The 23767-nt window shown below is 56.4% G+C and carries 14 protein-coding genes; 6 read left to right on the top strand and 8 right to left on the bottom strand.

Going from position 1 to position 23767, the window contains the following annotated elements:
* Positions 1-54: 54 nt before the first annotated feature.
* Positions 55-1419 carry an aspartyl protease family protein gene (locus AD948_RS13185; RefSeq protein WP_082782449.1) on the top strand — a complete coding sequence of 455 codons (1365 nt, stop codon included), beginning with the start codon at positions 55-57 and terminating at the stop codon, positions 1417-1419.
* Positions 1420-1485: 66 nt separating this feature from the next.
* Entirely contained in the window at positions 1486-3006 is a 1521-nt protein-coding gene (locus AD948_RS13180; RefSeq protein WP_061472313.1) for a UvrD-helicase domain-containing protein, read from the top strand.
* Positions 3007-3326: 320 nt separating this feature from the next.
* Here the strand turns inward: AD948_RS13180 and AD948_RS13175 are convergent, their stop codons facing one another.
* The gene (locus AD948_RS13175; RefSeq protein ID WP_061472312.1) at positions 3327-5696 is read right to left on the bottom strand and encodes a TonB-dependent receptor; all 2370 of its coding nucleotides are present in this window, start codon (positions 5694-5696) and stop codon (positions 3327-3329) included.
* Between the two features lie 62 nt (positions 5697-5758).
* A complete protein-coding gene (locus AD948_RS13170) occupies positions 5759-7081 on the bottom strand; it encodes a cation:dicarboxylate symporter family transporter (protein ID WP_061472311.1) in 1323 nt (440 codons plus the stop codon).
* Positions 7082-7422: 341 nt separating this feature from the next.
* Between AD948_RS13170 and AD948_RS13165 the strand changes: the two genes are divergently transcribed.
* Together AD948_RS13165 and AD948_RS13160 are read left to right on the top strand one after the other, a co-directional pair.
* Positions 7423-8124: a GntR family transcriptional regulator gene (locus AD948_RS13165; protein WP_006558087.1), complete on the top strand. Its 702-nt coding sequence runs from the start codon at positions 7423-7425 to the stop codon at positions 8122-8124.
* Positions 8125-8181: 57 nt separating this feature from the next.
* A complete protein-coding gene (locus AD948_RS13160; protein ID WP_061472310.1) occupies positions 8182-9627 on the top strand; it encodes a DUF2252 domain-containing protein in 1446 nt (481 codons plus the stop codon).
* 69 nt (positions 9628-9696) lie between these two features.
* Here AD948_RS13160 and AD948_RS13155 read toward each other — a convergent pair whose 3' ends face one another.
* The 5 genes from AD948_RS13155 to AD948_RS13135 all read right to left on the bottom strand — a co-directional run bounded on the left by AD948_RS13155 (position 9697) and on the right by AD948_RS13135 (position 17753).
* Entirely contained in the window at positions 9697-10848 is a 1152-nt protein-coding gene (locus AD948_RS13155; RefSeq protein ID WP_061472309.1) for an energy transducer TonB, read from the bottom strand.
* A 99-nt stretch (positions 10849-10947) separates the two neighbouring features.
* The gene (locus AD948_RS13150; RefSeq protein WP_248846027.1) at positions 10948-12666 is read right to left on the bottom strand and encodes a c-type cytochrome; all 1719 of its coding nucleotides are present in this window, start codon (positions 12664-12666) and stop codon (positions 10948-10950) included.
* The gene (locus AD948_RS13145) at positions 12663-14444 is read right to left on the bottom strand and encodes a GMC family oxidoreductase (protein WP_061472308.1); all 1782 of its coding nucleotides are present in this window, start codon (positions 14442-14444) and stop codon (positions 12663-12665) included. Before AD948_RS13145 ends, AD948_RS13150 begins: the two co-directional genes overlap by 4 nt.
* Before the next feature lie 4 nt (positions 14445-14448).
* Positions 14449-15207: a gluconate 2-dehydrogenase subunit 3 family protein gene (locus AD948_RS13140; RefSeq protein ID WP_248846026.1), complete on the bottom strand. Its 759-nt coding sequence runs from the start codon at positions 15205-15207 to the stop codon at positions 14449-14451.
* A 437-nt stretch (positions 15208-15644) separates the two neighbouring features.
* Positions 15645-17753, bottom strand: a complete 2109-nt coding sequence (locus AD948_RS13135) for a M13 family metallopeptidase (protein ID WP_061472307.1) — start codon at positions 17751-17753, stop codon at positions 15645-15647.
* 386 nt (positions 17754-18139) lie between these two features.
* Between AD948_RS13135 and AD948_RS13130 the strand changes: the two genes are divergently transcribed.
* The gene (locus AD948_RS13130; RefSeq protein ID WP_061472306.1) at positions 18140-19087 is read left to right on the top strand and encodes a 2-hydroxyacid dehydrogenase; all 948 of its coding nucleotides are present in this window, start codon (positions 18140-18142) and stop codon (positions 19085-19087) included.
* 449 nt (positions 19088-19536) lie between these two features.
* Positions 19537-22041 carry a TonB-dependent receptor gene (locus AD948_RS13125; protein ID WP_061472330.1) on the top strand — a complete coding sequence of 835 codons (2505 nt, stop codon included), beginning with the start codon at positions 19537-19539 and terminating at the stop codon, positions 22039-22041.
* Between the two features lie 98 nt (positions 22042-22139).
* On the opposite strand, the gene AD948_RS13120 is transcribed toward AD948_RS13125, so the two are convergent.
* The gene (locus tag AD948_RS13120) at positions 22140-23384 is read right to left on the bottom strand and encodes an MFS transporter (protein WP_061472329.1); all 1245 of its coding nucleotides are present in this window, start codon (positions 23382-23384) and stop codon (positions 22140-22142) included.
* Positions 23385-23767: the final 383 nt, after the last annotated feature.

Here is a 23767-nt window from a genome sequence, read left to right as displayed (position 1 = left end):
TCTATGATTGAATTAAGTTAAAAGTGTATTTTTAATTCTGGATTGTCTATTATTATGATGTATCGTTATTTTTCAAGAATGCCTGCTTGGAAAGCGCTTGGTGTCGGGTGTCTATGGATGGCGGTTTCGGTCGCGGCAGAGGCTCAGACAATTTCACCAGAGTTCACGCGGACCATAAGACACAACCCCGATGGAAGTGTAACGTTGGGTATGGGGGATAAGGCGGGTATTGTTCAAGGGATGCATGAGGGGGACCCGCGCGCGGTGCAGACAATGCTGGCGAGCCAAACTCCCTTTTGGTCGTTACTGGCTGCATCAGTGCTTGCACGCATGCAGGGCGACTTTACACAATCGGACAAACAGGCAAACCGTATGGTGGCGTATCTGGAGCGCGAGGGAGGGCTCCGTGATCTTGAACCGCTTGTTATGTATGCGGAGATTCTAAAGGCTGGAAATGCTGGGTTGGCTGGATCATGGAAAGACTGGCTTGTAGCCTTGCATGGTCTGCAAGGAAAATATGAGAAGCCTTTAAGGGACTTCCTCCTTATTCCATCACTAAAATTTATAAATATGGATCATATTACCCTCAATGTCCCGACAGAAGATTTACCAACGCCTTCTGTTGATTGGGCACCCGTTAACCATGTGGATTACGTAAAAACCTTACAAAGAAAAGCCGTGCCTGGTATCAATCCGGTTGTACCGGTATTGATCAATCAGCAAAAGGTCGATGCCGTTCTGGATACAGGGGTATTTATCAGTATATTGCCAAACGAGTATCTTAAATCAGGCGGGTTTAAGAGTATTGGAAAAGTATCTAACTCTTTTGATGCTGAAGGTCGATCAGATACTGGTCCGCTTGTTGTGGTGGATAATCTGACGATTGGGAAAACTGTTTTTCATAATGTCATTTTTCAGACAACGACGGCGAAAAAGACAATTCTTGGCTTGCAGATTTTAAAACAGTTTCCTCATTTTCATATGACCGATACTGGGGTGACTTTCGGCCCGGCAGCGGAGTATGATTGTCACAGGCCAATGCTTCTTTCGAGTGATCCGTCTGCAAACTCGGCATATCTGGTTTTTCCTGTCGTTTCAGATCAGTCGGTGCGCTATGCATACTTGGATAGCGGTAATATTGGTGACGCTTTATTTTTTGAGCATGTGCCGTATTTTTCTCCAGAAGAACAAAAACAGGCAACATCTTTCAGGGCTCTGACAACTACGGGAGTAGGGACGTTTCTTGCCGTATACCGGCCCATGACAGCTACGGTTGATGGCGTAAAACTGACGGGAAAGGTCCAGAAAGCCCTCCGGCATATTCCAAGCCTCATACCTGACTTTTTGCTGACTTCGGCACTCTTGCAGCGTGGATCGTTTTACTTCGATTTTCCCACCCACACATTATGTTACAAATAAACCTCCCTCATTTCGCAATCTGGGTTACAAGGCCCCAGCGTTGGTACGTAGAGATGAGTATGGTGAATGAGTGCATGTACACCCGAGCAGTTGGCAATTCTGGCCAAGAGCCCCACAAGCAGTTTCAAGGTGGTGGCCGGAGCCGGGTGTGGCAAGACAACCACGCTGGTGCTGTTCAGTGAAAAATGGGCGGGACATAAAGGGCTCTATCTGGCCTTCAACAGTGCCATTGCACGCGAGGCCCGTAGCCGGTTTCCGCGGCATATTGAGGCCCGTACCGCCCATAGTTATGCTTATCAGGACCTGAATATTCGTGCCTTGGAGCGCGAGCGCATCATTCCGCGCTACACGACCCGGCATATCAGGCAGCTTGAACAGGAACTGCGGATGATCGCCCCCGCCGGAAGTGCGGAGACGGTGCTGAAAACACTGACGGCTTTTCTCATCAGTGGGGGCACCAAACTGACGCAGGCCCACTGCCCGGAAAAGGATGCCAAACGGAACCGCGCTATCCGCACTTTTGTGGCGCAGGCTTTCAAATATATTATTCGGTTTGAAAACACCACCTTTCCTATAACGCATGATGTGTATCTCAAGCGGTTTGAAATGGACCGCAAAATCACGGGCTATGACTATATCATGGTGGATGAAGCGCAGGATCTGAACCCTGTGCTGTTCTCCATTCTGGAAAAATCCGGTTTGCCTGTTGTGGCGGTGGGGGACCCGCATCAGTCCATTTATGCGTTCCGGGGAGCTATAGATGCCATGGGGGCGCTGAAGGTGCAGGAATTGCCTTTAACGCAAAGCTGGCGGTTTGGGGAGGACATAGCCCGCCTTTCAAACGCGACCTTGGCCCAGCATTCCAGACCAGCGCGGCATCGGCTACGCGGAAACCCGGCGCAGCCGAGCACAATCCGTCATTATACCGGGAAAATCCGTCCTGCGCGGAATACGCTGGTTCTGGCACGTACCAATGCGCGCCTGTTTGAAAGCCTTGTAAACATCCAGACGCCTTTTCATGTTCTGGGCGGTGTGCAGGATATGATGCAGGAAATTCGGGCAGCGCTGACGTTATACCGGCGCCACACCAACCCTATGGCCAGAGGGACGGAAGGCGCGCTGCCATTTGGATCATGGAAGGAACTGCTTGCCGCCAAGGATGGTGAAAATGCGGACCCAACCGCCAAGCGGCTTTTTACTATTATAGACAGGCATAATCATGATCTGGATACGAAGGTGAAGGCCATTCAGGCATTGCACCGTGAAAGCCCGGACGATGTCAGCCTTGTCTGCTCAACGACGCATAAAGCCAAGGGCCGCGAGTTTGACACCGTTATTATGCTGGATGATTTTCAAGCGCCTTCAGAATGGGCTGCCCGGCGGGAGCGTGCCTTGGCGCGTCTGTTGAAACTGGAGGAGCAGGAAGACCTTTCTGAAAAGTTCTTGGCCCGCCAGAAGGAGAAGCTTCTTCGGCGTGTGGAAGAGTGTGATCAGGAAATCAACCTTCTCTATGTGGCGTGTACCCGCGCACGTAACCTTCTGTATGTGCCGGAACCTGTCTATAAATTTTGGCAGGAGCGAGCCTGAATAAGGGCGGCTTACGACAGGAATAGCATTGATCTATGCTTGGAGATGTCATGGCCTGTACCGTGTATTGACTTAATACGGTCATGTGAAAATAAAACATGATGCCTTTTTGGATGTGATTTACGTGTTGTTTGAGAAAGGGAGAGTAAATAGGGCGGAATAGAAAATATATTTGTAGGGATCGTGAAAATAGTATCCTGATATGAGCATAATAAAAAAAGGCGTCCTCTTCGTCGGACGCCTTTTGGTGTATCTGGTGAAGCCGTTAGACGTTTTTTCCTGAAAAATCAGATCAGTGAACGCTGGCTTTCCCAAAAATATCAGTAAGTAAAGTTCAGTTTAGCCCCCACAAAGCGCGGGTTTCCGGGAATAACGGAGTAGAAAGTGGACTGTGTGCCGCCAGACAGCCAGTAACGACGATCCGCCAGATTCTGCGCATACACGGTGACGGACCAATGCTGTTTGGGTGATGCAAAGGTCAGGAAGCTGTTGACAAGAAAATAGGCGGGCGCACGGTAATAACCGCCAAGCCCAATATATTGCGGCTGTGTTTGTGCACCGCGATAGCTGTAGTCCACGTCAAACGTCATCTGATAGTCACGCAGAACCTTCCATGTATACATGGCGGAACCGCTGAGGGTCAGATTGGCCAGCCCCATATCGACGCCGTTATAGTTGGTATAGAAAGCCGACCACTGGCCAGTCTGGTTATAATGGGCTGTGGTTGCGGAACGGTCCACGCCCTGAAACTGGCTGTAAACACCGTGCTGGTAGCCAAAGTTCTGGGTCAGTGTCAGGCCACGGAATGGGCGGATCTGGGCGTTGAATTCCGCACCGTAAATATAGGACCGTGGGGCGTTAACATATGCGCCTTGCACGCCATAAACAGGCACCACAATACTGCCAAGAAGTTGCTGGTCCCGATAATCATAATAAAAACCGGCCGCATTGAAGCGGAGTTTGTCGTTCAGGAAAGAGGTTTTGAAACCGCCTTCATAGGTCAGAACCTGTTCCGGTTTGAAGGGTTTAAGCTGTTCGGGCACGCTGGTCATGTTGGCAGAGAACCCACCGGGCTTAAAGCCACGGCGGAAGTCAACATAGGTGAGGATATGCGGTGTTACCTGATATTCCAGCCCAACCCGGCCTGAGAACTGGTTGGCCAGCGCACCGCTTGAGCCAAATACGGTGGACGTTGTGGCTTTGGCCCCGCTATAGGTTGTGCCAACCAGATTGAGCAACTGGCGATCATCAGATTCATGGCTGATAGCGCCAATCAGACGCAAGCCCTTGATCAGCCGGTAGGAAACCTGTGCATATTGGTTGAAGGTTTGCTGGTTCTGGCCGTATGCCGTTTTGTAGAAATACAGCCCGTTATCTGTGGAGGCATAACGGTCTGACATGTCATACCAGAAATTGGAATTGGTTCTGCCGCGGTTGTAATACATGCCAACAGCCCATTGCAGGCGGTCTGCCATGTTGTTGGATGCCAGTTTTACTTCCTGCGAGAAGAAGTTGGTCTGATTGTTGCGGTACATGTTGCCATAGGCCCCAACTGTGTTGGTCTGGTCTGACAGTTCATGTTCGTCCATGCTTTCATAAGCGCTGACAGTGGTCAGTCTTCCCCATGAGAAATCCTTGGTGAAGCGGACATTTGCGCCCCAGAACAGATTGTCTTCCCGTGGTTTCTGATTGCTGGCGCTGATACCAATGGCGTTGGCAAATTGCTGGCTTAGCCCCCAGTTGGTGGCCATGATGTCATTCTGGTTGGTGGGAATGCCGTAGCTGTTGGTCATGATGGCGCCTGCCGGTGCATCGGACTGGTCACTTGTCCAGTGACCGCCAATATCCAACCGGGTGGTATCATCTATCTGCCAGCGCAGCTTGCCCCGTAAGGCGCCCAGATCCGCATTGCCAAAACCTTTGCCTTGCGTGTTGTGCTGAAAACCGCCGCCGGTAAGGGATTGGCCGGAGATACGATAGGAGAGTGATTTGCCAATGGGGCCGGACAGATAACCTTCAACCCGGTTGCGGCCATAGCTGGCAATATCTTCTGTAATGCCAGCATGGAAAGTGCGGGTAGGGTCTGCGGTATGGAAGTTGATTTCCCCGCCGGTTGTGACCTGCCCATGTGTCAGGCCGGATTGGCCAGGGTTGACGGTGACATTGTCCATATCAAACATGATGCCGGAGGTCATGATGCTGATGGGCATGGCCACATCATCCACATACGGCATCACGGAGGGCAGGTTGTTCTGGGTCAGGTCCGCCATACCTACGCCGCGCAGGGCAAAGTTCAGCCCGGCCGATCCGTTAGAGGGCTGGACGGTGAGGTTGGGTGCAACGCGGATCAGATCAGTCATCTGCCGTACGTTGCGTTCCTGCAAATCCTTGCCGGTCAGGCGGGTGGCGGAATCAGGCACATGCTGCTGATTGCGGAAAGGATCACGATGAATGCTGACCTGCACATCTTCGCCCTGAGACGCGGTGAGCGGCCCGGTGTTGCGGCGTGCGTGGGTGGGTTTTCTGGCCGTGGGGCCTGCATGGTGCGTGCTTGCCTGCACGGTGCGGGGCGCAGCATGATGCGAAGGCGTTGTGGCCGCCATTGTTTCAAAAAGCGGAATGGCATTCAGACAGGTGCAGGAGAGAACAAGTTTCAGGCAAAGCTTGGGCGTTGGCGCACGAAGAGACATCGTCAACCTCAGGGGAAAACAGAACGGGTGGGGAAAGGATGGGGGCGCGGAAGCGTTACATCTCATTCTCCCCCGATATCGTCGTTAGGGATGTTTTTCAGAGTATGCGTGTTGGTTCGTCTGGTGTTTTCTGAGGTAGACGCATGGGCCAGCGTTTTGCGAACATGCTGTAGGTCTATGTCTTTTTCCCATGTTGCGACCACAATGGCGGCGGCGCAATTGCCCACAATATTGCCAAAGGCGCGGGCAATTCCCACAAACCAGTCCACAGACACCAGAAGCACAAGGCCAACGGTAGGAATTTCAGGAACCAGAGACACAGTGGCGGCAAGAATGACAATTGCCACCCCCGGTACGCCATGAGCCCCCTTGGATGTTATGAGTGCCATGCCAATCACCAGAAGCAACTGGGGCCAGCTCAGCGTAACCTGCGCAACCTGTGCCAGAAAAAGAATGGAAAGGCCCAGGTAAATGGAGAGCGCATCAAGATTGAAGGAATAACCGGCGGGAATGACAATCCCCACCGTTTTGCGGCCCACGCCCATATCAATCAGCTTCTGCATGATCTGGGGGAGAACAGCATCAGACGACGTTGTGGCCAGCACGATGCTCATTTCTTCACGCAGATAGAGCAGCAGAGAGATGATATTGACGCCGCAATACCAGCGTAGCAGGCCGCCCAGTATCAGCCCAACAAACAGAATGACAGCCAGAAAATAGACAAACAGGAAGCGGAGCAGAGGCTCGATAGAGCCAAGACCGTAATGGCTGATGGTGTAGCTGATGCCCCCAAACACCCCCAGAGGAGCAAAGCGCACGATAATACCCATGATACGGAAGAAGATGGTGCTGAGCGCCTGAACAAGGCGTGTCACGGGGGCTGCCTGTTCCCCGGCGAGGAGCAGGGCGCACCCGAAGATGAGCGCAAAAACCAGCACCTGCATGACATCATTATGTACAAAGGCATCAGCAGGGTTTTTGGGGATAAGGTGCAGAATGAACGCATCTACGCCGCCTGTCTTCAGGGCAGAGGCTTGCTGATGTGCCTGCTGGGCGGCTTGAGAAAGATCCTGCTGCGGCAGGGATAGGCCTGTTCCGGGATGCAGGGTAACGGCAGCCAGCAGCCCCACACCTAACGCCACAGTTGTCATGGCCTCAAAATACAGAAGCGCCTTGCTGCCCAGCCGCCCGACCGTACGGATGGTGCCTGCCCCCTGCATGCCCTGCACAATCACGCAGAAAACAAGCGGAGAGACAATCATGGAGATCAGTTTGAGGAAGACATCACTCAGCAGCTTGAAATGCTGAGCGGCGTGCGGCGTGAATACGCCTGCAAGCACACCGAGCACTGTCATGACCACAATCTGCAGGAATAGGGAGCGCATGGGAAAAAAGGCTTTCACAATGACAGACCCATAGCGTTGGCGTGTTGGGCATCATGATGCTCAACGGGATGCTTTCTGCCTCTCTCAGCCATGGTGAACACCTTGCATACAAGAACCTTATGAAACGTAACATAACTGCAATTATTTCTTGCATACAAGCGAAATGATCTGATTGAGCAATAAAAAAGACGGCCTTTCCGGCGTGCAATCCGCTGCGAAATCTCTTTACATGGAAAAACAGAGACTTATCAGAAACGGATGGAGCAGGCTTTTCTGATGGCATGAAGGCACAGCCACGCAGCAGGCTTGTCTAAACCCTGAAAACGGGGCCATAAATTGGTATGACCGAGTCTTCAGAACCCGCTTCGCACCACCAGCCTCATGTGATTGAGAACCGCATTGTCTATGCGGCGCTCTCTGGATACATCGCGCCCGGTGAACGGCTTGGCGAGAAGGAACTGTCCGAGATTTTCAAGGTCTCCCGCACTCTTGTGCGGGAAGCCATGATCCGTTTGCAGGCACGGGGCATTGTGGAAGTCATGCCGCGCCGCGGGTGGTTTGTGATCGAACCAACGGTGGAGGAAGCCAGAAACACCATCAATGCCCGTCGGGCGCTGGAGGTGGGCATGCTGGCCACGGCGGATCACGTAACGCCGGAAAAAATAGCCATCCTGCGCGAGCATGTAAGGAATGAGCAGCGGGCGCTGGAGGAAGATGACCGTGCACAGCGCAGTTATCTGCTGGGGCATTTTCATGTCTGTCTGGCGGAAACCATCGGCAACCCGGTGCTAGGGTCCATCTTGCAGGACCTGACGACCAGAACCGTGCTGATTGCCGCCCTGTATCAGTCTTCTCACGATGCGCATGAATCCTGTGATGAACACAGTCAGATTATTGATGCGCTGGAAGCCGGCGAGCCTATGGAAGCTGTCAGGCTGATGGACATGCACCTCAAGCATGTTGAAAAGGCGCTGAATTACCGGGATATCGCCAGCCGGATGGAAAGTCTCAAATCCGTCCTGCAGAAAGGGCCCTCTCTTTAAAGAGACATTTTTTCTTCCGGTGTGCCCGATCAAGGCTGGCTCCTGTTATAAGGAGCCATGATTGACCATATCTCAACCGCTCCGGGTGCGGCTTCTCCTCCCCATTCTGCCCTGACACGGGCTGAACGTTACGCCCACGGGGCAGCCCTCCGGCAAGCGGTGCGCCGGGCGGCACAGGCCGAATGGGCGGTGCCGATAGACCGGAAGGACCCTGTCACCATCCTTACAGAGCAGGGCAAGCACCGGATCGCCAGCCTTCTTCCGGTTCGCTACGAGCGGATGAAGGTGTCTCCGTTTGCATTCCTGCGCGGTGCGGCTGCGGTTATGGCGCAAGACCTCGCCCATACGCCAGCAACCGGGTTGATGGTGCAGGCCTGCGGAGACTGCCATCTGGCCAATTTCGGCAGTTATGCCTCGCCCGAGGGGCTGCCGGTTTTTGATATCAATGATTTTGATGAAACCCTGCCAGCTCCATTTGAGTGGGATGTCAAACGGCTTGGCACATCGCTGGTGCTTGCGGGAGAAGAAACGGGCTTGTCCGCAAAGGTGGCGGGCGCACTTGCTGAGGACATGGCGCTGACATACGGGGCGGAAATGGCGCGCCTGGCCGCGCTCACGCCGCTTCAGGTCTGGCTGGACCGCGTTGATCTGACCACCGCCGTGGCCCATTTTGGGGACCGGAAGGTCCGCGCCCGGATAGAGGCGACGCTTGCCAAGAGGTTGGAGAGCGCAAGCCGGCATTTCGGGCTTGTTGCGGATGATAGCGGCGCCCCCAGCCTGCGGGAGCATCCGCCGTTGGTTGTGCGGCTTCCTGCGCAGGAAGCCGCCGTGCGCCATGCATTTGCCCGTTACTGCGCAAGCCAGCCACCTGAGCGGCTTTGCCTGCTCAATCGCTACAGCCTCAAGGATGTCATCTTCAAGGTGGTGGGGGTGGGTAGTGTTGGCACGTTCTGCGCTATAGGCCTGTTTGCCACCCCGGATGGAGACGTGCTTCTGCTTCAGATCAAGGAGGCACAGCAATCCGTTCTGGCCCCGTTTGTTTCCTCCCCATACCCGCCATTTTTCAATCAGGGCGAACGGGTGGTGACAGGGCAGCGGATCATGCAGGCTGTGTCTGATGCCTTTCTGGGATGGACGCGCAGTGACGCCAATGATGCGCCCACGGAGCCCTCTCAACCGCAGGCCTCGCCAGCCGCAGCGTTGAATGGCGCGGATCTGGAATTTTACGTCAGGTGGGTAAAAGATGCGCGGCTGGCTGCAATTGGCGCGGACTTTGCGCAGGAAGGGTTATCCGACTATGCGCGCCTGTGTGGGCGGGTTCTGGCCCGTGCTCATGCTCGGTCGGGCGATGTTGCCGCGATTGCTGGCTATATTGGCAAAGGTCGGGCCTTTGCGGATGGCATTGCCGGTTTTTCCGCGGCCTACGCTGTTCAGACAAAAACGGATTGGGACCATTTTACCAAGGCTCTTGAAAAAGGCCTGCTGACGCCTGCCGCAGTATAAGGGGAAGGCAGAGAAGGCAGCGGGATATCATGATAAGATTATCCGGCTGCTTCCCCGTTTCTGGTGTTATCAGTGCCGGATCAGGATGTAGTTGATCGTCAGGTCAATATCGAAATGGTTGCCCTTCATGTCCGGTGGAACTGGGGGCAACTGCGCTCCGTGGAACATGCCGGATGTGGCAGCGTCCAGATAATAGGAGCCTGAGGAGCCGGTCTGATAAACAGACTTCACGCGCCCCGTACGATCCAGCACGACATGCACGGAGGAGGGGCCTTCTTCCCCATTTCGGGCGGCTTCTTCCGGATAATACATGTGGCGCATGATCCACGCGTTGATTTCCTGCCCGTAATCGTCGCTCACGCCGCGTACGGAGGCGCGCGAGGTATAGTGCGCGTTGATCTGCCCGTTTTCCACCACCGGGCCGACGGAAAGATCAATCGGACCACCTGATCCACCTGGCCTGCCGTGACGATGCCGGGGTGGGGCCGGGGCCTCGTTGAAGGAGAGGTCCATCGGGTTATCAAAGGGCGATGCCGCATGGCGGTTGGCGTGTGGCTGGGGCTTGCTGCGCGGAACAGGGCGCGGCTTGGCGTTGGCCTGCGGTTTGTGGCCAGAAGGCGGATGCGCAGGTTTGACCGTTTTCTGCTCTTCCGGCGTGGGTTTGGGCAGGCCGTCATCCGATTTGGGCAAGGGCGGAGCGGTCGGTGTGTCTTCGGACGGCACGGCCGGGCCGGGTGCAGCTTCCGCCGGAGACGGTTCGGCCTGACCGGCAGCGCTGGGGTTTTTGCCCGAATTCCCTGCTCCGGCATCAGGGGACTGTGGGCCAACCATGCCGCTGGTGGCTTGTGGCTGTGCAAAGACCATTTCTACAGGGGAAGGCTGCGCGCCATCTGGCGTGCCGTGTGGCTGGTGGTGGGTGGCCTGCCACAGCAGGGCTGTAAGAAGAGCAAAATGTGCAAACAGGGAACCCGTCAGCACCGGGCCGAGCGTGGGCTCGGCATAGACTTCCTTACGGATAAGCGGCGTGGAGGTGCCTTTTACCCGTTTGTAGTTGTTCGGACGGGCAATGGGCCACGCAGAGGGCTTCAGGCTCTCACGACTGCTGTCGGAAAGGGGGGTAGGCCCTGAAGTGGGAGGCGCGGCTCCAGCCGGAGAGGGCGGAACCAGACGGGGTTCCTGTGCTTCTGTCCGGCGTGAAGAGCGACTGAGCATAGCCTTCATGAAGTGCCCGTTCTCTCCTCTGCCCGGACAGGGCTGTGTTTGGGCCAGTTACTTCTCTTAGTGTGCCATTGCTTGAGCATTGTTTCCAGCCTGAACTTGTTATTCCGTTTCGCTTCCGCCGGAATAAGGAGAGTGCGCTGTATCAGAACTGCTGTTGGGTGGGAAAGATGCTGGCTGTGGTGCTTTTTCCGCAGGCAGGTGATCGGCCTTTTCAGGGTTTTGCCCTTTTCCCCCGGATGAGGCTGGCTGCAACGGGGAGGGAAGCGCCGCCTGTTTTTCCGCAGGCTGAACCGGGCTGGGCGGGGCAACCTGTGTTCTGGCCGGGCTCAGGCGGGCGCGCATGTGACGCACGTCTACATCCGTAACAGCAGGCGCATTGTTTCCCCAGGCGTGACGGATGAAGGTGGCAACAGCGGCAATCTGCGTATCGGTCAGGCGGCCAGCAAAGCCGGGCATGGTGAAGGCGGAAGGAGCGCTTTGCGTGCCCTGAAGGGTAGCACCCGTCAGAATGATATGAATGATCGAGTCTGCTGCCGGGTTCATGACCACGGGATTATCAGCCAGAGGGGGAAAGGTGCTGGGATACCCCGCGCCATTGGAACGATGGCAGGCAGCGCAATTATCCAGATACACTCTCTGCCCTGATGTCAGTTGCCCTCCCGATTGCAGCGCCTTGGTGGCGGCGCCACTGCGTTTCCAGTCGGTTTGTCGGGGCGTGGCGGCAGGCAGGGTTTTCAGGTAGCGGGCCATGGCTGTCAGATCAGCATCGGATAGGTATTGCGTGCCATGATGCACGGCACTGTCCATATTCCCAAAAGCGCTGCCCCGCGCGTTACGGCCTGTCTTCAGGAAGGTGGTGATATCCGCCACGCTCCACGTGCCAAGCCCCGTGCGGGGCTCGCCCCGCAGGGAGGGCGGAGTCCAACCATCTACGGCCTTGCCGCCGGCCAGATAACGCGGGCCATCCTGTGCGGTCAGAGCTTCTTCCTGCATGGCGATGCCGCGTTGTGTGTGGCAAGCCCCGCAATGGCCCGGCCCTTCTACCAGATACGCACCGCGGGCCAGTTCTGCATCGGCAAACGGCCGGGTTGTGGCGTGACGGGCTGCTTCCGGTGATGGTGCAAATGCCCAGCGCCAGAGCGTCAGGGGGAAGCGCATGGAAAGCGGCCACGGAATGGCATTGGCCTGTACCGGCTGCGCCACGGGCTGCACGCCTTGCATGAAATACACATACAATGCGTGTAGATCGTCATCCGTCATGCGGGCATAGGATGGATAAGGCATGGCTGGATACAGGCTGGCGCCGTCCGGGCGGATGCCTTCCCGTACAGCGCGGATAAACTGTGCTTCCGTCCAGTTCCCGATGCCATGCGTCTTATCTGGTGTGATGTTGGAGGCATAAAGCGTGCCAATGGGCAGTTCGAACGCATAGCCCCCAGCATAGGCCGTGCCCTGCGGTGCTGTATGGCAGGCTGCGCAGTCCGCTGCAGCCGCCACGTAACGGCCCCGTTCGCTCCAGTCCTGCGCGGTGCGTGGTGTTTCTGGCGCAGTGGGCTCCTGTCTGGCAGCGGCAGGTGATGCCGCCTGTTGTGACTCGGTTTGTTGGACAGGATGGGTCTGCGGGTCTTCTGGTCGGGTGGTGCCGGTAGCCGGTGCATCAGAAGCAGATGGCGCGCCCCACGCTGAAGAAGTCACCATGGAGAGAGGGAGAAGCCCCACCCCGAGTGCCGCCATGCCGTATGTCAGCATCGTGAGGGAGGACCATTTCCTCATGGCGCGCTCAAACAGGGACGCCGTAGCGTGGGGGGACCCAATCATGGCGTCACCAACGGGCCGCCATTGCCCTTCAGCCATTGCGTGCGGATATGATGAGCGGACCAGTAGGCCAAGGCGGCGACCAGCCCCGTAGGATTATAGCCCATACCCTGCGGGAAGGCGTTGGCTCCTACCACAAACACGTTCGGCACATCCCAGCTTTGCAGGTAGCGGTTCAGGGCGGACGTGTTGGGGTCATCCCCCATGACGGCCCCGCCGCAGAGATGGGTTGTCTGATAGTCACGCACGTCAAACGGTTTGCCCGGTTCGCGCATGCTGTAGTGCACATCACGCGCGCCAAGGGCTTTGACCACGCCATCCAGCTTGCTGACAACGTGGCGGTTCATGCGGATATCGTTGTCTTTCCAGTCAAACGTCATGCGCAGAAGCGGCTGGCCGTAAACATTGGTCCAGGTGGGATCAAGGTCCAGATACACATCGCGGTAGGCCATGTTGGAGCCCTGCGCATTGATGGTGAAGGCATGGCGATAGGTGTCAACGGCCTGTTTTTTCCATGCGCTGCCCCATCGTGGAGCACCGGGAAAAGTGGCTTTGGCTCCGGCAATAGGTTTAACGCCCGCCTGATTGACCCATAGCGGTGAACCGCCAATAAAGCCCAGCGGCCCGTGATCGAAGTTATCACAGTTGAAATCATCAATTGCCACACCGCCCGCCGAGCCGATGAACTGGTCCGTGCTGCGGGTGGGGGGCATCAGCACCGTGGTGTTGGTGATGTTCTGATACGTGAAGTTGCGTCCTACCGTGCCGGAATTGCTGTGCGGATCATAGGGTTTTCCAATACCTGACAGCAGCATCAGATGCACGTTATGGAACTGGAAGGCCGCCAGAATAACCAGTCCTGCAGGTTGGGTAATGTGGTTGCCTTCCGCATCCTGATACACAACGCCAGTTGCTTTCTTGCCTGTGGAATCCAGAAGCACTTTCAGCACATGCGCGTTGCTGCGCAGCGTGAAGTTGGCGTGCTGTCGCAGGGCGGGCAGGATGTTCACATTCGGCGAGGCCTTGGCGTACATGTAGCACGCATAATCCGAGCAATAGCCGCAGAAATTGCACGGCCCCATCTGGGCCCCATACGGGTTTGTATAGGGGTGGGATGCATTGGCCGCAGGCATGGCGTAGGGGTGAAACCCGGCCTCGGTCGCGGCCTTGCGGAACAGATGGGCGGTATAAACATCCCGCAGGGGCGGAAGCGGGAAATCATCTGACCGATCCGGTGCAAACGGGTTGCCTTTGCCGACCACCTTTCCGTCTACGGTGTAGGCTTCGCCCGATGTGCCAAATACTTTTTCCGCACGGTCAAAGAAGGGCTCAAGTTCTTCATATGTTACGCCGTAATCCTGCAGGTTCATGCCATCAGGAATGAACGTCTTGCCATAGCGTTCAGTAATATGGCTCCGTAGGCGCAAATCCTGCGGCATGGCGCGGAAATGCACACCCGTCCAATGCAGGCCTGCGCCACCTACGCCTTCACCGGGCAGAAAGGCGGCCAGGCGGCGGTAAGGCAGGGCTTCCTGATCCAACCTGTTGCGGACCGTCACGGTGGTCTGCGCAGGGTTCTGGAACAGCTTGTACCGGGTAGCACCTTCCAGTTCATCAATGGAGGCAGGATAGGCGCCATCTTTGGCGGTGGAGCGTCGGCCGCCGCGTTCCAGCATCACCACGGAAAGGCCTGCTTCACAGAGTTCCTTGGCCATGATGCTGCCAGCCCAGCCAGCACCCACCACAACGGCATCTACAGGGGGGAGAGTTTTTTCTGCCATGGGTTCAGCCTGTCTCCCCGCTGATGGAAACCGGGCCATAAGGGTATGGGGTTTCGTACCGGTCTACCCAATCCATGTAATCGGCGCGGGCACCGGGGAAGCCCATCATTTTCCAACCGCCCATGTGACGATTGCCTCCATGGATGGGGTCTGCAAACGCGCCTTCAATCGTGTCAGAACGAAGCTGCTCAAAAAAGGCGCTGGCGGGCAGGGCGTCAAACTGGGTGGCGTTGTGTTCAAGAGCCGTCAGGATAGCGTCCTGCGTGGTGGAAGGCAGGCTTTCAAATGGGGCGTTATGCTGCTGGCGCACCCAGGCCTGCGTTCCGGCAATACCTATGCGGTAGATTTGCCGAGGGCTGTAAGGGAGCTGATAACCCAGATTGTCGGGGCCGGTACGGTGCGGGCCGCTCATGAACCATTTTTCGCCACGGCCCCAAGGGGTGTTCATCTGGCCTTCAATAAAGTCTGGTACCCCAAGCATGGTGGCACCCGGCCCCATATCATCTTCCGGGAACAGCCGTTCACAGGCGGCCGTCAGAAAGGCGAACTCGGCAGCGGTGAAAAAGCGTGCTGAGGTGCCAGCTTCCTGATGCTGCGCTGTAGCGGCGGGTGACTGTTCAGAAGAGGCTGCTTCAGCCGTTTGCGTTGCCAGTCCACCGAGCGAGAGCGCCGCCATACTGGTTCCCAGCCCTTGCACCACACGGCGACGTTTCGGCTTGAACGCGGAGGAAGGCGACGGAGTGATGGCAGCATCGTGAGCCATATGTTCCACGCCCCTTACCTGCTGTTTAACGTGGCTGGGTACGGGAGCATTAGTTTTGGAGGATGTCATCGGAGAAGCCGCCGGAGAGCCGTCAGGAGTGGGGAGGCTGAGAGGAGCCATTGCTGCCGAGATATTTGCGGCTGGTTTTGCGCAAGAAACAGGGCTGGCTGGGCGTCGGGGCGTATGGGGCGCGTCGGTCATCGGGGGCTCGTTACCGTGAACAGGGAGCGGCGACCACAAATCGGTCCTCGCGGCCGCTTCAGCGCAGTGCGCGCGACCATGCGGGCCTTGGTTAGCGGAGAGACGGCCCTGAAACAAGCATGGCCCGCACAAGGCGAGCCATGAGAGGGACTTGAAAGTCCGTTCTGGAAGGGAAAAGAGCGGCGGTAACCCGCAGACTCTCGCTCTTTTCCATCCAAAGTGTAAAACCGGATTTATTACCAGATTTTAACGCGCTGTTTCGGGGACAGATACAGCTTTTCACCAGCTTTCACATTCCATGCCTTGTACCAAGCGTCCAGATTGTGCATGGGAATGTTCACGCGGGCCTGCGGCGGGGAGTGCGGATCTGTCACCACCAGTTGCTTGACGGTGTCATCACGCAGTTTTTCCCGCCATACCTGCGCCCAGCCAAGGAATACGCGCTGATCGCCCGTCAGGCCATCAATCACCGGAGCAGGCTGTCCGTTCAGGGAGGCATGGTAGGCGTCAAGCGCCAGTGTCAGGCCACCGAGATCGGCAATGTTTTCGCCCATGGTCAGCTTGCCGTTTACATGCACGCCCGGCAGGACCTCAAACGCATCATACTGAGCACCGAGGCGGTCAGCCAGTTTCTGGAAACGGTCTGCGTCAGCTTTGGTCCACCAGTCACGCAGGCGGCCATGTTCGTCAAACTTACGGCCTTCATCATCAAACGAATGGGTCATTTCATGACCAATTACGCCACCAATGGCCCCGTAGTTCACAGCCATGTCTGCCTTGGCGTTGAAGAACGGCGGCTGCAGAATGGCTGCCGGGAACACAACCTGATCAAACAGCGGGTTGTTGTAGGCGTTCACGGTCTGGGGTGTCATGTCCCATTCGTTCCGGTCAACTGGCTTGTCCAGGCGGGCCAGCCAGTAGTTCCATTCAAACCGGATTCCGTTTTTGGCGTTGCCGTACACATCTCCCTTTTTCACGGCGAGGTCGGAATAATCACGCCATTCGCTGGGGTAGCCAACCTGCACCTCAAAGTTTTCCAGCTTGCGCAGGGCCGCTTCACGCGTGGGCTTGCTCATCCATGTGTTGTGCTGCAGGCGGATGCGGAAGGCATCTTTCAGGTCGCCTGTCAGTTTCTGCATGGCGGTACGGTTTTCTGCGGGGAAGTAGCGTTCCACATACACCTTGCCCAATGCCATGCCCATGGCGGAGCTTGTCGCCTGCACACCGCGCTTCCAGCGGGCCGGAAGGGCTGGCTGGCCTGTCAGCGCCTTGGAGAATTCAAAGCGGGCCTGCACAAAAGCGTCCGGCAGGTTGCTGGTGGCGTTTTCTACCGTATGGAAGGCTTCCCATGCCTGTAGAAGCCCGACATCGGCATTGGCCAGCAGGGCTGCGCCGCCGGTAATGGCGGAGGGTTCACCCACAATAACCGTACGGTTTTCAAGCCCTTCTGCAGGCAGGCCGGCGGCGGTCAGCCACGTGGTCCAGTCAAAACCGGGTGCGGCTTTAACCAGATCTGCCACGGTCATGGGGTTGTAGGTTTTTTCCGGGTTGCGCAGGTCTGCACGTGCCCAGTGGGTTTCAGCCAGCTTGGTTTCAAACGCAACAATGGCTGCGGCAGCCTGATCCGGCTGCGGCCAGTTGATAAGCGTCAGCGCCTTGGTGATGTAGGTCTGGTACGCTGCCTTCTTTGCTGCAAATTCCGGCTTCAGGTAATAATCGCGGTCAGGAAGCCCAAGCCCATCCTGATCAATGTTCAGGGCGTAATGGGTGGGGTCTTTGGCATCCGGGTTGATGCCCAGAGAGAAAGGAGAGGTCCCGAAGTTGGCTGAAGCCGCACCCGCAACGGTGGCAAAAGCCTTGGCGTCACGCATTTTGCGGATGGTTTCCAGATCACCCTTCAGGGGTTTGGTGCCCTGTTTTTCCACGGATTTTTCATCCATGAAAGAAGCATAATAGGTGCCAAGCTTTTCTTCGATGGTGGAGGGATGCTTGACCGGGTGCGCGGACAGTTCATTCAGAATGGTCTGCACACGCTGGCGGGAGAGCTCAGCCAGTGCGTTGAACGGGCCATAGCTGGTCATGTCTGACGGGATGGTCAGATTGTCCAGATAGGTGCCATTGGCATAGCGGAAAAAGTCATCACCCGGTTTGACGGATGTATCGCGGCCAGCGAGATCAACACCCCATGCGCCAAAGGAAGCGGGCGGAACCGCAGCCGGTGCAGTAACAGGCGCTGCGGCCTGTGCGGTGTGAGCATGAGTGACGACTGATACGCTGGTCAGGCCGATGGCGGCAGACAGAAGAAGTCCGGCCCGACGTGACATTTTATTATTATGCTTAAGCATCTGTTGATGTTTCTCCAAATAAATGCCGGGAAAGATAAAATGATGTCCTCTTTCCCCGTTAGTTCTTTAGATACCGTTCTTTAGGTGACTGTAGGTTAAGCATGCCCAGCCCAGAATGACTATCCCACCGGAATGATTTTTAGCGTCGGAAGGTCACCCTTTATTAAGGAAAAACAAGGTGTGCCGGTGTGAGGGAGGGTGCTTTTGTGGGAGCCAGTGCAATGTTATTCCTTGAAGGCTCATGGCTGGTTTTTTTTCTGTGACAGTGGGGCGCGGATTTTCAGGGTGGATATAATCGGTCTGTCGGCATGGGCGTGAAAGACGCTGTGGCAGGGCAAGTGGATGCGCCGATCTGTTTCTGGATAATTTAAGGGAGGCTTGAAGGCATGGTGTGTCTGGCAATCAAGGCGGGAGGACGGGCTGTCTTTCCGGAATGGAAGGCCCTGTTTGCCGAGTTCATGCCGCAACTGGATGTACGGGACTGGTATGATCCGCATCTTGATTTGGCAGCGGTGCAATATGCGCTTGTGTGGGAACCCGACCCCGGACGATTGGCGCAGATGCCTAACCTGAAGGCGGTGCTGAGCGTTGCCGTGGGGGTGGACCATATTACAGCGGACCCAGCCTGGCCACGTCATCTCCCCATCATCCGCATGGGAGGTGAGGAAACTGCCACCCAGATGGCGGATTATGTGCAATGGGCCGTGTTTTCCCTGCTGCGGGAAGCCCCACGGTGGCATGTGGCGCAACAGGAGAGAAAATGGGCGCGGCGTGGCACGCCACCCACGCGGCTTTCCACCAAAACCCGTGTGGGCGTTATGGGGTTGGGTAGCTTGGGCGCGCATGTCGCCCAACGGCTGGTGCAGGCGGGTTTTCAGGTTTCAGGCTGGGCGCGGCATGAAAAACGGATTGATGGGGTGACATGCTATTCCGGGCAGGAGGGACTGCCTGCCTTTTTGCGCGCGTGTGATATCTTGGTGTGCCTGCTGCCTGAGACGGCAGAAACACGCGGTATTATTACGTATGATGTGCTGGCCCAGCTTAAAAAACCATCAGGCTTTATCAATGTAGGGCGAGGTGCCCTGGTGGTGGAAGCGGATCTTTTGCGCGCGTTGCAGGATAACACCCTGCACGGCGCAGTGTTGGATGTGTTTCCGACGGAGCCATTGCCGGAAACATCACCGCTTTGGCAGCAGCCGGGTGTGCTGATTACCCCGCATGTGGCTTCAGAGGCCTCCCGTGCAGCCCGGGCGCGCTATAGTGTTTCTGTTATTCAGGCGCTGGAACAGGGGCAGGATCTGCCACTTCTTTATGATCCTGATCGCGGGTATTGAAGGATGATGTGAGACGCCAGCTTCCAGAGGATGACCAAATGGAGGCCTCTCTGGGAGAGTGAATATGCCACCCTGCGGCCTCGCTTTGGGCAAGATGAAAAGACCATGGGTTGAAATACCATAAGTCTGACATTGCTTTGGCAGTCGGTTTCAGGCGGTTTTCAGGTGAGAGTGTGTATTTCGCCCCACGCAGAGGGTGGAAAATTTCATTTTGGCGCGCTTGAGGGTTGCCAGACCAGAACCTCTCCCTTCATAGGAAAGCCATCCAGCCTGCATAGGGCTGGTGGTCTGTAAAAGAGGGCGGGAGCCGGGGTTTCCGGCAGGCATCGGCGATGGCGGTGCTTCTGTCGCGCATGCATGGCATGGAAATGCTCCTCACGCTTTTCACAAGATGCGGGAGCAGTCGGATTTTTCACCGGGATTTTAAGAGTGACGGCAGGGTGAGGCCAATGCAGGGCCGCAGAACATGGGCGTTCAGTTCGGCGCTGACAGTGGCGGGACTCCTGCCTTTTGGGCTGCTGGCTGCCTCGCCCTTCACGTTGGCAGCAGAAGCGCCGGTGCAGGCTGGCACTCCGACGGCTGAGCAGGCTGCACCTGTAGCGGAAAAAACCTCTGCTCTTTCCGGCGGGGCTGAGAGGACACGCGGTTTTTCGGCCCCTGTTCATCGGTCACGGGATGGTGCTTCTTCACAAAGCGCAGGAGCGCCTTCATCGCGGAGTGCTGCGGGTGACGGAGCGCTGCGCGGTGTAGGGGGGCTGACGTCGCATTCGGGTGCACGGTCGGTAAGGAGGCATGGCGGTCCGGTTGTGTCTGCTCAGACCACGGATGTGGATGTCAGTGCGCGGCGGCATGATTTTGCCTATCCTGAGGCCCAGCACGTAGCAGATGCCACAACCCGCATTACCGCGACGCGCCTGAGGGAACGGGATGTTGTGACCTTGCGCGGGTTGGAGCGTGTAGCTCCCAATCTGACCATGCAAAGCGTCAACGGCACGGCCTCCAATAATTTCTATCTGCGTGGGGCCGGGTTCAATGACTTCACACAGAATAATATGGGTCCGGTTCTGACCTATATTGATGATGTAGCGTATCCCTATTCCACCATGTCCAACGGGCAGATGTTTGACCTGGCGGGAGCAACGGTCACGCCCGGTCCTGTCGGCACCGAGCATGGGCAGTCTGACACCGGGGGAGAGGTGCATCTGCATACCAATGACCCGACGGATGTCTGGCATTATGGGGCTTCGCAGGACATAGCCTCTTATGCCCGGAGCCGGAGTGAGGCTTATGTGTCTGGTCCGTTGGCTAGGGGGTTGAGCTTCCGTCTGGCTGGGCAGACCCGCCATGGAGGGGGGTGGCAGACCAACCCCCTGAATGGGGACCATCTGGGCGATGCAGATCTGTGGGCGTTACGGGGCAAGCTGCAGTGGAAGCCGAATAGTCACACGACCATTCTGCTGGGTGGCCACTTTGTGCAGGATAACAGTCAGGTTGTAACAAGTGTGCCCGTGCACCGGCTGATTGGCACACAGCCCCTGCCGCAAATGGGGTCCTGGAAGGAGGCCGAATGGTCCTCCCGCCCTGAATTTGCCAGACTGATCGGGCGGAAGGCTGGAATTAAGCCCAGTGAGCACAATCAGTTCTGGGGGGCGGATCTTCATATTGCCCATGATTTCGGGCCGGTGACATTCACATCTATCAGTGCATTCGAAACCGAGCGTGAAGGGGAATATACAGATCAGGACGGCACGGCCCAGTCTCAGGCAGATACCTATCGCACCATCGATGCCAACAGTTTCACGCAGGAAGTGCGGTTGAGCAATTCGCATCCTGACGACAGGTTGCAATGGGTAGTGGGAGCCTATTACCAGCGCACCCGCATGAACCAGCGGTTTTTCTTTGACTATACGGACTATTCAGCCCGCGGTTACATGATGGCCACCAGTTTTGGCATGAATCAGGAAAGCGTTTCTGAATTCGGGCATCTCAGTTATCGGTTGCCGCATGGTGTGACTATCTGGGCCGGATTGCTGCATGAGTTGGATGATCGGTCCATTACTGGTCTGCAATCGCAGATATTTGGTGGGGCCACACAGAATTTTCATGCAGAAAGCACGGCCTCCAACCAGTTTGCCGGGCAGGTTGGCGTGTCCTGGCAAATGACCCAGCATGCGCTGCTGTATTACAAGATGAGCAAGGGCTTCAAACCCGGTGGGTTTACGGCCAACAATACGCAGATTCAGGCGCAGCTTGATCCGTTCAAGCCCGAAACTGTGTTGACGTATGAGGCCGGGTTCAAGGCAGATCCTGTTCCCAACCGCCTGCGTATAAATGGGGCAGCGTTTTACAATGATTTTCACAATCAGCAGATTCTGGGCACGGTGCTGATCCCCAATTACGGGCCGTTGAGCGAAATTACCAATGCGCCGAAATCTGAAAGCTGGGGGTTTGAAGGGACCATAGAAGCGCATCCGTTCAGCCATCTGTTTGTAACGCAGAATATTGGCTGGCAACGGGGCAATTTTCAGAATTTCCCAACCGTCAACCGTGCCAAGACCAACGCTTACTACGCGCAGCATGGTGTATGGAAAGCCATTAACGACAATTTTGCCGGTGTGGATAATGGCCAGCCGAAATTGACCTTGAACGGATCGGCAGATTGGCGGCAGCCGATCGCCCATGCGTATTCTCTGGATTTCGGGCCAGATTGGCTCTATCGCGGCAGTCAGGCCATAACTCCGGGTGGAACAGGTTTCTACCGTCTGCCACCTTACTTTCTGCTAGGGGCGCATGTCACTTTTCGGCCTGCCTCCGGCAAGTGGGAAGCGACCCTATACGCCCGTAATATTCTTGATCGGCGTTACGCTGAAAGTGGCGGTCAGGCCACCACAACGTATTTCTATATTCCGGGTGAGCCACGCTTTATTGGTGGCCGGATTTCCTGCGGTTTTTAAGGTCTAAACAACGCGGTTTGCGATATTGGCTTCAAGGCCTCTCTTTCTCCTTCCGATGAGGAGAAAGAGAGGACGATTTTAGGGGATAGGGTTCGGCCTTACATTTCAGTTCGTGTCTGCGGGTGGAGCTTGGCGTTCAGAAGTGTGAGCACGAGCACGGCTAATGCGGCCATGCCTACTGTGAGCATCAGGGCTGGGGCCAGGCCCCGGCCTAGAATACGGCCAATTTCTGTTTGCAGCAGGGCATTGCTGGCGGCCAGCAGATTGCCACATTGGTAGGCAAGGCCCGGGAAAGTGGCCCGTACGGAGGCTGGGGAAAGTTCGCTGAGATAAGCGGGCACTACGCCCCAGGCCCCCTGAATGCAGAACTGGATACACATTGCTCCGACAGCCAGCCAGATGGCGGATTGCGGTAAGGTCCACAGGGGCAGCAGCGGAATGGTCAGCAAAGCGGCAAGGGCAATGGCATATTGCCGCCCGATACGCTGGGACAGAAAGCCAAAAAAGAGGCCACCCGCAATGGCCGCCACATTATACAGCACCACAATCAGGGTGATGGAAGGGGGCGCGATATGCCGCTCCAGCGCCAGAAAGACCTTGGGATACAGATCTTGTGAGCCGTGGCTCATGAAATTGAAGCCCGCCATCAAAGTAACGGCAAAAACGCAAAGGGCCGCGTTCTGGCGCATAATCGACCCAAGCCCCTGATGAGCCTGGACGGTGCTGGCGGGTGCTTTCTGGCGGGCCAGCCAGTCCGGGCTTTCCGGCACACGGATCCAGATATAGAGCGCGGAGAAAACGGCGCTTCCTCCCAGAACGAACAAGCCGCGCCAGCCTATCAGTGGCAGCGTAAGAAAGAGAATGGAGGCCAGAAGATACCCGGCGGGATAGCCCGCCTGTAGGATGCCAGACGCTGTGCCGCGCCATGATGCGGGTACGCTTTCCATGATCAGGGATGTTCCAACGCCCCATTCACCGCCCAGAGCGATGCCGAACAGGGCGCGCAGCAGCAGGAATATCCATAATGTGGGAGAGAAAGCGGAGAGCACTTCAATAACGGAATAAACCAGAATGGTGATGATCATCACTGGTTTGCGGCCGTATTTGTCGGCCGCGCGGCCACACAGAAAAGCCCCGATAGGACGCGTCATCAAGGTGAGTGTCGGGGCCAGCAGAACGCTTTCCAGCGATGTGCTGAAGCTGTGGGCCACGTTGTCCAGCGTGAAGAGCACAAGAAAGAAGTCACACGCATCAAGCATCCACGCCAGGAAGGACGCCGCAACCACGTGCCGGGCGGTTGCGCGTGCCTCCGGTGTAAGCTGCTCGGCAGAGGTGGATGGCATTTCAGGCTGAGAGGCAGGAAGAGTCATGGGCTTGTATCCGTTTCTTGCACCATTCTGTGTGTCATGAACGGGAAGAGCGTTCTATCGGCCCCCGGCATCACGAATAGGATAGAGAGGAGACAGAAAGCGTTTTGAGCCGTCACGCCTGCGTGAGACGGAGAAAATGCGGACCGGGAAGAGCTTTTTTCTTTCTGGGCAGAGAAGCGGCATGTTTCACGAGAAACGATGAAAACCCATTTCATCATAGAAATGATATGTGCGTTTTCATGGTTTTACGGTGGGCTTATAGCGAAGAAAGGGGGAGAGGAAAGGCAAAGAAGGATAGCGCGGAATTTCTGAAAAATTCTTTGTTTCATCAAACCCTTGACGGCTTTCAGATCAGT

Origin of the sequence: Acetobacter senegalensis, from assembly GCF_001580995.1 — a bacterium.
GTDB lineage: Bacteria > Pseudomonadota > Alphaproteobacteria > Acetobacterales > Acetobacteraceae > Acetobacter > Acetobacter senegalensis.
Note: the sequence above shows the minus strand (reverse complement) of the source record. Positions and strands in the feature narration are given on the sequence as shown.